General features: G+C 52.4%; 12 protein-coding genes. 5 read left to right on the top strand and 7 right to left on the bottom strand.

Annotated features, from left to right (window positions below; translation table 11 throughout):
- Positions 1 to 31 precede the first annotated feature (31 nt).
- A complete protein-coding gene (locus ATY27_RS07820) occupies positions 32 to 3,199 on the bottom strand; it encodes a DEAD/DEAH box helicase (protein ID WP_208933042.1) in 3,168 nt (1,055 codons plus the stop codon).
- A 236-nt stretch (positions 3,200 to 3,435) separates the two neighbouring features.
- Between ATY27_RS07820 and ATY27_RS07815 the strand changes: the two genes are divergently transcribed.
- Positions 3,436 to 5,532, top strand: a complete 2,097-nt coding sequence (locus ATY27_RS07815) for an amidohydrolase family protein (RefSeq protein ID WP_208933041.1) — start codon at positions 3,436 to 3,438, stop codon at positions 5,530 to 5,532.
- Between the two features lie 99 nt (positions 5,533 to 5,631).
- Here ATY27_RS07815 and ATY27_RS07810 read toward each other — a convergent pair whose 3' ends face one another.
- The 4 genes from ATY27_RS07810 to ATY27_RS07795 form a co-directional block, all read right to left on the bottom strand.
- The gene (locus tag ATY27_RS07810; protein WP_208933040.1) at positions 5,632 to 6,066 is read right to left on the bottom strand and encodes a DUF3429 domain-containing protein; all 435 of its coding nucleotides are present in this window, start codon (positions 6,064 to 6,066) and stop codon (positions 5,632 to 5,634) included.
- A 124-nt stretch (positions 6,067 to 6,190) separates the two neighbouring features.
- Positions 6,191 to 6,991: a hypothetical protein gene (locus ATY27_RS07805; protein ID WP_208933039.1), complete on the bottom strand. Its 801-nt coding sequence runs from the start codon at positions 6,989 to 6,991 to the stop codon at positions 6,191 to 6,193.
- A gap of 42 nt (positions 6,992 to 7,033) precedes the next feature.
- Entirely contained in the window at positions 7,034 to 7,894 is an 861-nt protein-coding gene (ubiA, locus tag ATY27_RS07800; RefSeq protein ID WP_208933038.1) for a 4-hydroxybenzoate octaprenyltransferase, read from the bottom strand.
- A 2-nt stretch (positions 7,895 to 7,896) separates the two neighbouring features.
- Positions 7,897 to 8,424, bottom strand: coding sequence for a chorismate lyase (locus ATY27_RS07795; protein ID WP_208933037.1), 528 nt, complete (start codon positions 8,422 to 8,424; stop codon positions 7,897 to 7,899).
- Positions 8,425 to 8,670: 246 nt separating this feature from the next.
- Between ATY27_RS07795 and ATY27_RS07790 the strand changes: the two genes are divergently transcribed.
- Entirely contained in the window at positions 8,671 to 9,090 is a 420-nt protein-coding gene (locus ATY27_RS07790) for a flagellar basal body-associated FliL family protein (RefSeq protein WP_244151417.1), read from the top strand.
- Positions 9,091 to 9,102: 12 nt separating this feature from the next.
- On the opposite strand, the gene ATY27_RS07785 is transcribed toward ATY27_RS07790, so the two are convergent.
- Positions 9,103 to 9,927, bottom strand: a complete 825-nt coding sequence (locus ATY27_RS07785; protein WP_208933036.1) for a rhomboid family intramembrane serine protease — start codon at positions 9,925 to 9,927, stop codon at positions 9,103 to 9,105.
- A gap of 5 nt (positions 9,928 to 9,932) precedes the next feature.
- Positions 9,933 to 10,256 (bottom strand): thiosulfate sulfurtransferase GlpE, encoded by a 324-nt coding sequence (gene glpE / locus ATY27_RS07780; protein WP_208933035.1) that lies wholly within the window; start codon positions 10,254 to 10,256, stop codon positions 9,933 to 9,935.
- 160 nt (positions 10,257 to 10,416) lie between these two features.
- Here glpE and ATY27_RS07775 point away from each other — a divergent pair, with 160 nt between their 5' ends.
- The 3 genes from ATY27_RS07775 (at position 10,417) to ATY27_RS07765 (ending at position 12,246) form a co-directional block, all read left to right on the top strand.
- The gene (locus tag ATY27_RS07775; protein WP_208933034.1) at positions 10,417 to 10,881 is read left to right on the top strand and encodes a hypothetical protein; all 465 of its coding nucleotides are present in this window, start codon (positions 10,417 to 10,419) and stop codon (positions 10,879 to 10,881) included.
- A 150-nt stretch (positions 10,882 to 11,031) separates the two neighbouring features.
- Positions 11,032 to 11,178, top strand: a complete 147-nt coding sequence (locus tag ATY27_RS19970) for a DUF2256 domain-containing protein (protein WP_208933033.1) — start codon at positions 11,032 to 11,034, stop codon at positions 11,176 to 11,178.
- Between the two features lie 72 nt (positions 11,179 to 11,250).
- On the top strand, positions 11,251 to 12,246 hold the full coding sequence (locus ATY27_RS07765) for a hypothetical protein (protein ID WP_208933032.1): 996 nt from the start codon (positions 11,251 to 11,253) through the stop codon (positions 12,244 to 12,246).
- Positions 12,247 to 12,335: the final 89 nt, after the last annotated feature.

The following is a 12,335-nucleotide window of genomic DNA, read 5'->3' as shown; positions in this document are numbered from 1 at the left end:
CAGTAGCAGGCGGCCATCACCACCTGCAACTTCAACTCTCACCAAACAATGCCAGTAAATCCATCGCGCTGCCTTGCCATGGCTGGCCCTGGGTGCCGGCGAACAGCTGGTCGGCGAGGCCGCGTTTGTATTGCTGCATCTGCTGCACTTTTTCTTCGACCGTGTGGCGGGCGATCAGCTTGTAAACAAATACCGCCTTATCCTGGCCGATGCGGTGCGCACGGTCGGTCGCCTGATTTTCTGCCGCCGGATTCCACCAGGGGTCGTAGTGGATCACGGTATCCGCTGCCGTTAAGTTCAATCCGGTGCCGCCGGCTTTGAGGCTGATCAGGAAAATTGGATTGTCGCCGTGCTGGAAATCGTCAATTTGTTGCTGACGATTTTTGGTCTGGCCGGTCAGTTTGCTGTACGGGATGCCGAGGTACTGCAGTTCCTGCTCAATTAAGCCCAACATACTGGCGAACTGACTGAACAACAGAATTTTACGGCCTTCTTCAATCATCTCGGGGACGTTGTCCCTGAGCCATTCCAGTTTGGCATTGTGTTTAACCGACTGCGCCTGTTCAATCGGCACCAGCCGCGCATCGCAGCAAGCCTGACGTAACTTCAGCAATGCATCGAGGAATTCGATTTGACTGGCCGCCACGCCTTTTTTCAGGAACAGCTCGCGCACTTTGGTTTCCATCACCAGCCGGATACTTTCGTATAAATTGCGCTGATCATGTTCCAGTTCCAGCAACTGGATGATCTCGGTTTTTTCCGGCAGTTCAGTCGCCACCTGATTTTTGGTACGACGCAGCATAAAAGGCGCGATGCGTTGTTTCAGCGCATTGGAACGCTCCATATCACCATGTTTTTCAATTGGTTTACGGAACACTTGCTGGAAATAGGTTTCAGTGCCCAGCAGGCCCGGTAACACAAAATCAAACAAGGACTTCAGCTCGCCTAAATGGTTTTCCAGCGGTGTGCCGCTCAGGGCCAGCCGAAATCCGGCTTTAAGTAACCGCACAGCCTGCGCGGCCTGACTGCCGGAATTCTTGATATGCTGCGCTTCATCCAACACCACCAGACTAAAGCGCAAATGCTGGTAGACCTTGATATCCCGCACGATCAACGGATAGGTGGTGACCAGCAAATCGTAATCAGCAAGCTGTTCAAACAAATGCTGACGCTTGCTGCCATAGATTTGCAGCACCCGCAGTTCCGGTGTGAACCGTGCCGCTTCCTGCTGCCAGTTGCCAAGTAAACTGGTCGGACAGACAATCAACACCGGCTCGTTCAGCCGGCCGGCTTCACGTTCACTTTGGATAAAACTTAACGTCTGCAGCGTTTTACCAAGCCCCATGTCGTCAGCCAGAATACCGCCAAGACCGTAGGTGCGCAGGAAGCTGAGCCAGTTCAGACCTTGCTGCTGATAGGGCCGCAACGTTGCTTGCAGTCGTGCCGGCACCGGTACTTCGGCGATGCCATCAAATTGCTGCAGCTGCGAACTTAAGTTCGCGACCCGGCTGGCATTAAGGTATTTCACTTCGGCCGCGCCCGGCGGCGGTAAAATCGCCGCCTTGTAGTCGGGCAGTTCCAGCTCCAGCGGATCTTTTTGCAGGTTCAGCAACTCGACAATGGTATCAATAAGCGGCTGGATTAAGCTCACCGGCAACGCCAGCTGGCCTTGCGGTAACTTCAGCCAAATTTCCTGCTGCGCGGTCGGCAGGCCATATTGCCGTAACCACTGCGTGATCAACGGCAACAATGGCACCTGGACGCCATCCACTTCCACTTCAATCGCGACGCCAAAACCGCCTTTGGCTTTGTCCTGCACTTTCAGATAAGGCCGGTCGCTCAGAATCGCCTGATTAAAATTGCTGTCCTGCTCGACGCGCCAACCGGCGTCACGCAGTTCCGGCAACGCTTGCAGCAATTGCTGCCATAACAGCGGGTTATCCGGGCCTTCGCCGGTGCCAAAACTGGCTTTGTCTTTGCCCGGATCCAGCTGCACCAGCCCAAGCTCAGTCAGTTGCTCCAGTGCCTGCACTTCGATCTGGCGCTGGCGTTTGATAAACAGACGTTCATTATTGTGCTGAATTTCAGTCTGATGCGCGGTTAAATCCAGCGGCAGCCGATGGCCACCATAATCAAAACTAAGCAGCGCTCTGTCCTGACCGGCATCGGTCTGGCCCAGTTTTAACACCGGCACTGCATCGGCTTCGAGCCGGCTTAAGCCAACGCCACGTGGGATTGGCAGGCTGACATTGGCAAACAACTGCTGCAGCCGCACCAGACTATCCGCCGCTGCATTGGCCGGTACCGGCGGCATTCGCGATAACAGCTTCAGCTCACGGCCACTCAGTTCAGTATCCAGTAACCCGAGCTGATAATTGCTGGTGTCGAGATAACAAGGTGGCTGGGTATAAACCACTTCCAGATCCGCATCATCGCCTAAATCCCACACCAACGTGTAGCCATCCTTGCCCGCCAGCCAGTGCAATTGCAGCGGGCGGGGTTCGCTCCAGCGTAGCGGATGCCGTGCTTCGCCAAAATAGCAGCGGCCGGTTGCCATGATCTGCTGCAGCAAGGCATAACCCCAATCGTCTTCCAGCAGCGCCTGATCTTTTAAATTCTGCGCGCGGAATAAATTCAGCAGCCGAAAGTCCGCTTCTTCAATCCAATACGGCTGTAGATAACCGGAGAAATCCTGTGCACTGATGGCCGTGCCTTTACTGTAACCACCTTTTTTACTGCTCTTTACCCGGCGCGGGTACAACTGCAGACCACTCTGGCCGTAGCTGAGGATATACAGCACCACTTCGCGCAGCTTGTTGCTGTCCGCTGACTGACCGGTCTGACGCTCGGCATCGGCGAACCATTGCGTCAACTGACGCAGCGGCAACTGCTGCAGATCAACTTGCTGATGCTCCCACGACTGTTTTAATTTCAACAACACCGCCAGCACATGTTTGCAACGACCGCCGACCGGGCAGCTGCAGGAATCCGTCAGAGACCAGTCACCATCCTGTTGTTTTAACGACAGATATTGCCGGTACGGTGCCAATGCTTCGCCCCAGACCTGTGCACTGACCGAAGATAAATCTTCGTTGTACTCCAGTTTGATCACTTTACCCGCCTGCCAGTAGGCACGCGCACGCTGAAAGGTTGCAGGATCAAACCAGAGTTGTAATTGCACAGGACTTATCGGAAACACAGCAGGGTTATTCCTTCACGGAAAAAAGGCAAACCGCTAGTCTACCCCAATGCAGCATGATGCCAAAGCGTCCCGCCGGATCTTTGGTCGATTTCTGCAACTAAGCTCAGAGCGAATTCTTGCTAAAAAGCGACCAACGACCGGAAATGTCCGGTCATATTGGCTGAGCAGATTGAGTACGGTTGGCGAAATTGCATTATGCTGGCTGCTCGAACGAGAAAAACCGGGAACATCTAATGAAAATCAAAACCCTTAGCTTGCTGACGATGCTGGCTTTTGCCCAGCAGGCGTTGGCGGCAGAACAAACCAAATACACTATTCTGGTCGATAACGGCGTCAAAGCCGGTGAGCAGATCGTTGATATCAACGACAACGGCGAGACCTCGGTCCGGTTTATTTTTAAAGACAACGGCCGCGGGCCGGAAATTAACGAAACCATTAAGCTGAATAAAGACGGTTTTATCACCGACTATCAGGCCAAAGGCGCCACCACTTTTGGCTCTGTCGTCAATGAAACCTTTAAAATCGAAGGTGGCACCGCGCGTTGGAGCACCGGCAAAGAACAAGGCAGCGCTAAATACAGCCAAAATGCCATGTATTTACCGGTAGACGGCACCCCACAGCTGGCAACTATTGCCATTGCCGCCATGGCCAAAAGCGGTAAAAACAGCCTGCCATTGCTGCCAAGCGGTACCTTACAACAACAAGTCGCCGGTGAACTGATTGTCGAAAATGCCGGCGAGAAACAGCAAATTCAGCTGCTGGTGCAGACTGGCATTGGCTTTGAACCGAATTTTGTCTGGGCCACCAAAGGTGAAAAACCGCGGCTGTTTGCCAGTATTGCGCCCGGTTATCTGACGCTGATTGAAGAAGGCTGGCAAGGCAACGCTGATGCGATGCTGGCTCTGCAGCTCAAAGCTGAAACCCAGTTGCTGGAAAAAATGGCCACTGAGCTGCCAAAAGAACTGCATGGCCTGACCGTCGTGCGTAATGCGCGGATCTTCGACAGCGTCACGCTGCAGGTCGGCGCGCCAAGCGACATCTACCTGCTGCGCGGTAAAATTACCACAGTGGTACCAGCCGGCTCGTTACAAAGCCCGGTACAACATGAAATTGATGCGGCGAACCGCATTGTAGTGCCTGGCCTGTTTGATATGCACGGCCATATCTCACGCTGGGAAGGTCCGTTACACCTGGCCGCTGGCGTCACCACGCTGCGCGATATGGGCAACGACAACGCCAATATGCAGCTGATGATCGATGAAATTGCTCACGACCAGTTGCTGGCGCCAACCATAGTACCGACCGGTTTTCTCGAAGGTGAAAGCCCGTACTCGTCACGCAGCGGTTTTGTGGTGAAAGACTTAGCCGGCGCCAAACAAGCCATTGACTGGTATGCCGCGCATGGTTATCCGCAGCTGAAGATTTACAACTCATTTCCGAAAGCGATCTTAAAAGACACAGTCGCCTATGCGCACAGCCGTGGCCTTCGGGTCAGTGGCCATGTGCCGGCATTTTTAAAAGCGGAAGATGTGATTGCGGCCGGTTTTGACGAAATTCAGCATATCAACCAGTTGCTGCTGAATTTCCTGGTCAAGCCAGAAACCGATACCCGCACGCTTGAGCGTTTCTACCTGCCAGCGAAACAAGTGGCGGATTTGGACCTTAACAGCAAAAAAGTACAGGATTTCATCAAATTACTGAAAGACAATCATCTGTCAGTCGACCCGACGCTGGCGACTTTTGATTTCCTGAAAAAAGTCGACGGCACTGTTGGTGAACCTTGGCGCGCTATTGTGAAAAACCTGCCGCCGGATGTGCAGCGTGGTTATGCCCGTGCCGAACTGGACATTCCGGATGACGCGACCGCAGCCCGCTATGCCAAGTCCTACGCCAAAATGGTTGAGTTCGTCGGCATGATGTACAAAGCCGGTATTCCGGTAGTGGCTGGCACAGACGAACTGGCCGGTTTTACCTTACAGGGTGAACTGGAGTTGCTGGTCAAAGCCGGTTTAACCCCGGCGCAGGCGCTGCAGGTGGCCACGTTAAACGGTGCGAAATTCAGCAAAGTAGCGGAGTCCAAAGGCCAGATTAAACCTGGTTTTGATGCGGATTTATTGCTGGTCGACGGCGACCCGACAAAAAACATTGCCGACATCCGGCAGTTAGCGTTAGTCGTCACCCAAGGCAAAGCCATGGTGCCATCGCAGATTTATCAGCGTATTGGCGTGCAGCCTTTTGTGAAGACCACAGTCAGCATCCGCGATTTTGCTGAACCTGCGGGTAAAGCAGCCAGCGGCGGCGCCAGAACCGGCCATCGCCATATGCATTAATAGTTTCGGTTGCAGCAATGACAAACCCGGCGGACGCCGGGTTTGTTTTCTGCACATAACGTATGGTACGCCGAAATTGCAGCAGCAATATTTCAGCGATTAAAGCAGTAAAAACAACAATAAAGCCGCGTGACAACCTACCACCACAGCAGTCAGTTGTTTGCGCAATTGCAGATAAGCCGGGTGATATTGTTGGTCCAGTTCAAACCAGCGCTCACCCAGCCGCAGCGCAACAAACAACAGCAGTTCGACAGTTAAAGTCGCGCCTTGCGGTAAAAAACCAGCGAGAAAACTCAGCACCGGCAAACTAACCGCAAAAACAGCCAAAGGCCAGACCGACAGGCGCTGCGACCAGACCGGCCACAACACTCCTGCCATAAAACCCAGAATAATAGCGCTGTAGCGCTGAAACATCGCTAAGGCATCAAAACCCGGCAACGGGAAAAACGTCAGCAAGCTCAGGGCCAGAAACGGCAACAGACCGAGATAACCGAGAATATGTAAAGCGGGCATAGTGCTCTTGGAATTGTCCATTTAGAAAACCTTACGGCAAAGCGCTGCATTTGGATCGCAGCACCATAACATCTGATGATGTCAGCATGCGAAGAAGCCGGCAGAACGCCGGAAAAATCTGCTAAAACTGCTGCAACAGGCGCGGTTACTGCCGCTTAGTATTGACCGGCAGAATCGGTTGGACCTGACCACTAATGCCAAACGGGGACCACGTACCGTGAAACATCAACTGATCATTGGGCCGCAAGTCGTCATACAGGTGTTCATTCCTGATACACAAAGACCGATAGTTGTTGGTGCCAAATCGCAGTAACAGGCGGAATTTGCAGCCACTGCCATAGTCACGTCGCATATCCACCAGCAACACTTGTCGTTGCACAGGCTGCGCACTGGCCTGGTGACCGAGCCAGCTGAATGTACCGGTCAGACTAAAGCCAAAAAGCACAGCAAAAAAATACAACATCGCTCGCTGTTTATATGCCGGCAGAGGCGGATATTGCTCCGATAACCAACGCGCTAAATAGTGCTGATGCTGACGACTATGCAACATCCAGGCTTCAGCCAGCAGCAGAAAAATCACGATACAGATCCCATAGCTGGCATTCACCGGTTGGAAAATACTGTCGAATAACTGTAACAGCAGCAGTACCAGCGACATGACCAGCAATAACAACACACTGACCCACCATGGACTGCCATAGCTATCCTGAGAGCCGGTCTCTATCAAAGGGGACGACAGTTGATTCGGCACGGCATTGCCGGTCTGCACGATCAGGTATTGTGGTGGATTGGTGGCCGGGATCTGCTGTTCACGATACCGCACCCCACGAACCGCCAGTTCAGCACGGATCTGTTGCAACAATCGTGGCTGTTTTTTGCGATCAAGTCCGGCGAGTTGCTCCAACAAGTCGGCTGTGGTTGTCGATGTAAGTTCAGATTGCACCATGTCGTCGGGCCTCCTGCCCTGGCCACTTATTACTCTGGCCTCTTATTGCCCAAGCACAATGCCGGCAAACAACACAGCACCGACATAGTGATTGTGTAAAAAAGCGCGGAAACACCCGTCGCGGCCTTTTCTTGCCAGCCGGTGCTGATAAAAAAACAACAGCAGCACGATCAACAGCGCATAGCTGTAAGCCTCGCCGAGTCCGGCCAGCTGACCGGCAAACTCCAATAACGCCAGCGTGGCGAGTTGTAATAAAGCGATGATCCAAAAGCCATAACGGCCAAATAACCGCGCCGTAGACTTCACACCAATTTTCTCGTCGTCGGCCTGATCAACCATTGCATAAAACGTATCATAGGCAACTGTCCACAACAGGTTGGCGCCATACAACACCCAAACCAGCAACGGCAACTGGCCCTGAATGGCCATAAAACTCATCGGCATGCCCCAGCTGAACGCAGCGCCAAGTACCACTTGTGGCAGGTGCGTGACCCGCTTCATAAAAGGATAAATAGCGGCGAGAAACACCGCAACGCCGCTTAACAGCACAGTCTGCCAGTTCAGAAACAGTAGCAGGCTGGCCGACAGCGCCAGCAACAGTGCAAACAGCTGCAGCGCTTCCGTACTGCTGACACGACCGGCCGCCAGTGGCCGGTTTTTCGTGCGCTCAACAGCACCATCAAAATTGCGATCGGCATAATCGTTGATGACACAACCGGCAGAGCGCATCAGCACCACTCCGAGGCCAAACACCAGCAACATGGTCAAACCCGGATAACCATCGGCGGCCAGCCACAGGGCCCAGGCCGTTGGCCACAACAGCAGGTAAATGCCAATCGGCTTATCCAGCCGCATCAGTTGCTTATATTCAGGCCAATGCGCGAGAGTCAGTTGCCAGCTCATGCTCAGATAAACTCCGTTAAAGCAGGTAAATACAATTCCTGCACCAGTAATTCATGCTGTGACAAAGTGAAATAGGAACGACGGCCCCAGAGCTGAGGCAACACACCTAATCCGGGTAACTGCAGACCTTCGGCAAATTCAGCAATCTCAATGGTGCTGCGGCTGAGTTCCGGTTGCGTGAAGATATAATGACCCAACGGTACCGCGCCAAGCATTGCCAAAGGTTGCAGCGCCAGCACTGTGTGATCAGGTAAAAAACTCTGTGCATAGATGCAGGGTTGCTGATCCAGCAACAACACTACTTCCCGCAATAATCCGTGCCGGGTCTGCCAGCGCTGCTGTAAAAAAGCAGGCAGTTCAATATCTTGTTGTCGCACTAAATGAAGGCTAAACGCACGGCCTGTGCGCTGCAAGCGCGCAGTTAATGAACCGGCTTCCAATAACCAATCCAGCCAAATTGGCGTTATCCCTTCCGGCTTGTGTTCGGACCAGTTCGCCTGCCAAATCGGCGCCATGTCGACATCAATCAATCAAACACCTGTACTACAGCAGTCACATCAAGGCCGGCATCATACCAAGTTCTGCGGCAAGATTTCATCCGGCAAAATGACCGCGGTAAAAACGGCTTTGACAGCGCGGGTAAAATCAACCATAAATCGAAGCAGCACCAGCAACAATGTTGCTGATTATTTTCTCTGCTCCCCCGCACTGTCAGGATAGTGTTCTGCAGTGCTCTCGGGTAAACTTGTTAACAAACCAATTAAACGGACTCTGCTGTGTTAGCCAACAAGACTCTTTTCGGCCTTATCTTACTGTTGTTCGTGCCTGTTGTTTTTGCCCAGGAGCCTGCTGCAGCGGCACCGGCACAGCCTAAAGTGGTTTATCATGGTTTTGATCCGGATATCGTCACCAACTATGTGTCCGAGAGCCAAAAATCGCTGGGTTATGTCCGCGTCACCATGGAGCTGATGATCAAAGATGAAAAATTTCTGCCGATGATTGAGCATCATGAACCGCTCATTCTGGATGCCATTGTTGGTGTATTTGGCAAAGAAATGGATACTACGATTAAGTCATTGCAGGGCCGCGAAGAAGTCCGGATGAAAATCCTGCAAAAAGTGAATGAATTATTGAAAAAAGAAACAGGGGCGGAATTGGTACAGGACGTGTTATTCACCAAGTATCTGTACCAATAACCTGTTCACCACTCAGCGATGCGGGCGTCTTGCCAGCATCGCTACTGCCATACCACAGACAAAACCGCTCAAGTGAGCCCAGTTCGCCGTATTGACCCACAGCAAATCGGCAAATCCCAATGCCAGAAACCCCAGCGCCATCACCAAATCTGGCTTCGACAGTTGTAATGGCTGGGTTGGAAAGCGCCAGCCATACAGCCAGACAAAGCCAAAAATCGCATAGACGACGCCGGACAGACCGCCAAAATTGGGCCCGACCAGTAAAAATTGTGTGGTGTTACTGATAAGCCCCGCTAACAGCGTCAACCATAACAACTGCCGGCTGCCCAGCCATACTTCCAGCCGGCCCCCGTAAATCCATAATGCCAGTAAATTAAACATCAGATGCGACGCTGAAAAGTGCAGGAACATCGGACCCCACCAGCGGTAACTCAGTATTTCGAGTTCACCCGCTTGAAAAAATCTCAAAGATTCAAACACCTGCTGTGGCCAAATCTGTAGTGCGATAAACACCAGCAGCGCCGGCAAGCTTAGCAACCAGACCACCGGGCCGGTTTGTTGCAAAAATCCCTGGCCTAATGCCGCCAGACCACTGTTGCCGGTTTGTGCGGCAGGCTGACTACGTTGCCAGGTCGCATCCCTATATTTGTCCAGTTCAGGCTGCTGCAAAAACTGCTGCAACTCAATCTCTACTGCTGCAACGTCGGCCTCTTCGCAGAACAATTCGGCATGCTGTGGACTATGTACCACGACACTGACTGCCCAGTGCCGGCTCAGACAATAATCAGCAAAAGTTTGCGCGGCTGCGGCTGAATTCAGAGCTGCCAGTTTGTGCATACCGTTTATTCCTTTAAGGCCGCGCTCGGATATTGCCCGCGCCAGCTCTCGAAACCGCCATCCATGCTATACACAGTGTCAAATCCCTGTTCAACCAGATACTGAGCAGCCCCCTGGCTGGAACGGCCGTGATAACACACCACCACCACCGGTGTTTCTGGCGGCGTTTGTTGCATAAACTGATGCAAAGTACCGTTGGTCAGATGATATGCACCGGCAATATGTGCGTCGGCAAAACTCTGATCATCGCGGATATCGGCAATGACGACCTGACCGGCCTGCAATGCGGCAAAAGTGTCACTGGTTGAAATGTGTTTAAATTGGCTCATGACAAGGCGCTCTCCAAGGATTGGCTGCGCGCATGGTAGCCCAGCTGTGACAAAAGATCAGCAACCCAACCGACAAAGCCGCCTTTGCTGCAAATTTATGCTTCTGCAACACGGCAGCCTTAGGTACAATAGACGGCCTGTTGTGTTTTGAGTGCCTGCCATGTCTGACAATCGCCTGTTTTTAGTGTACGACCCTGCCTTTGACGATATGGATGCAGAAGGCTGTCCAGCCTTTGGTTATGTGCTGTTATTTAACGAAGCTGACGCCGATTTGTATAAATCCGGCGAAAATCCACCGTTTGCCGCAGTGTCGTTGTTGTTTACTGACCATGCCGACGAAAGCATCAGCGGCGATTTACTCGGCTGGGCGCAGCTGGATGCACCGGAATTACAGGACTTCCCACTCGGTTATTTCTTTATGCTAATGGAGCAGGCCGCTCAGGTCGCCATTAATGCCTATCGGCAGGTGGGTCATGTGCCGGACCGCCTGATCGCCTTAAACATGCCTGAAGATGACCTGATCCAATTTGATGTGCAGTTTGCCAACCTGCAGCTGGAAGACAAAGATGCCGAAGTACAGCTGGCCCAGCAGATGATGGCAGGCCGGCCTTATCTCGACTCATAAACCAGCGCCGTTTATTACACCACACATCCGTTTCCTGTCCTGCCGCGTACCTGAACATTATTATCCCATCACTATTGCGGGCTGACAGAAGCCACGCAGGCTTCCTGCTGTGCGTGCCCGCCATACTTTTTCAGTTCAGGAGCGATTCAGTTGCCGCATCACAAATTGGCATTACCTGAAAAAACCTGTCCGGTTTGCCAACGGCCTTTTAGCTGGCGGAAAAAATGGCAACGGGACTGGGCAATGGTGAAATATTGCTCAGAACGTTGTCGGCGCCAGAGCAAAGGTCAGACCTGATCTGAGTCAAATCGCGCATACAGTAACCATCAGGCTAATCTTCGTTAACCAAATAATCACAAGGGCTTACTGATGAAAACTGCTTTATTGCTCTGCGCGTCGATATTCTCCGGATTGCTGCATAGTCAGACTGACGTCTCCGCCGCACAAATTCAGGGTTGGCTGGAGAAAGACCAGTTCAACAACATTGAAAAACACGTCACCGCGCTGCCAACTTTTACCTCCGATGTCGCACTGCAACAGGCGCATGCCCAGGCACTGATTGGTCTGAATCAGGCAGAAAATGCCGCTGATTTTCTGCAAAAAGCCCACAAAGCTTTCCCTAACGATGCTGATTTGCTGCAAATGGCGGCGATGAATCAATTTACGCTGGCACAACAAGCCAGCATTTTTTCGGCCGCAGGCCACGCCAAAGATGGTCTGGCGTTATTAAAACAAGCAGTTCAGCTGGCGCCGGATGATGGCGATTTGCAACTGAACCTGATTGGCTTTTATCTGCAGGCGCCGGGCATTGCCGGTGGTGATGAAGATGAAGGCAAAAAGCTGGCAAAGGCACTGGCTGAAAAAGATCCGGTCGCAGGCCCGCTGGCGCAGGCCATGGTACTCGACAGTGACGACAACACCGATGCAGCTTTAAAAGTCATCGATGCCGCGCTGCAGCAACAACCGCAACAATCCCGTCTGCTGGCACACAAAGCCGCACTGCTGGTGAGCAAAAAGCAGGCCGCCGAGGCAGTAGCCTTATATCAGCAAGCTGCGCAATATGCAGAAAAACCAAAACAAAAATTCGGTTATCTATATCAGATTGGCCGGCTGGCTGCAGTCGAGCAACAAGACAAAGCCGCCGGGAAACAGGCCCTGCAACAGTTTATTGAATATTATCAGGACGGTGAAAATCAACAGTTGCCCTGGGCCCGTGTACGTTTAGCGCAAATTCATCTGCAGGAGCAGGACAAAGCAGCTGCAGAACAAGCGTTACAGCCGGTGTTGGCGTTGAATGACAAAGAAGAAAAACTGGAAAAAGAACTGAAAACGTTGCAAAAACAACTGAAAAAGCTGAAAAGCTAAGTTAGCTCAGTCTGAGACCGGCGGTCGGCCAGGCCCGCCGGCTACTTCTAATCAGACACTGCAGTTCACCCATATAGCGGATATACTAG

The organism is Rheinheimera sp. F8 (genome assembly GCF_001518915.1).
The sequence above is the reverse complement of the archived record's forward strand: the minus strand, read 5'-3'. Positions and strand labels throughout refer to the sequence as shown.

Bases quoted from the DNA above. Each gene is read 5' to 3' on its own strand.
- ATY27_RS07785 (WP_208933036.1), bottom strand. From the start codon at position 9,927: ATGCACAAACTGGCAGCTCTGAATTCAGCCGCAGCCGCGCAAACTTTT.
- ATY27_RS07765 (WP_208933032.1), top strand. From the start codon at position 11,251: ATGAAAACTGCTTTATTGCTCTGCGCGTCGATATTCTCCGGATTGCTG.
- ATY27_RS07775 (WP_208933034.1), top strand. From the start codon at position 10,417: ATGTCTGACAATCGCCTGTTTTTAGTGTACGACCCTGCCTTTGACGAT.
- ubiA (WP_208933038.1), bottom strand. From the start codon at position 7,894: ATGAGCTGGCAACTGACTCTCGCGCATTGGCCTGAATATAAGCAACTG.
- ATY27_RS07810 (WP_208933040.1), bottom strand. From the start codon at position 6,066: ATGGACAATTCCAAGAGCACTATGCCCGCTTTACATATTCTCGGTTAT.
- ATY27_RS07815 (WP_208933041.1), top strand. From the start codon at position 3,436: ATGAAAATCAAAACCCTTAGCTTGCTGACGATGCTGGCTTTTGCCCAG.
- ATY27_RS07805 (WP_208933039.1), bottom strand. From the start codon at position 6,991: ATGGTGCAATCTGAACTTACATCGACAACCACAGCCGACTTGTTGGAG.
- glpE (WP_208933035.1), bottom strand. From the start codon at position 10,256: ATGAGCCAATTTAAACACATTTCAACCAGTGACACTTTTGCCGCATTG.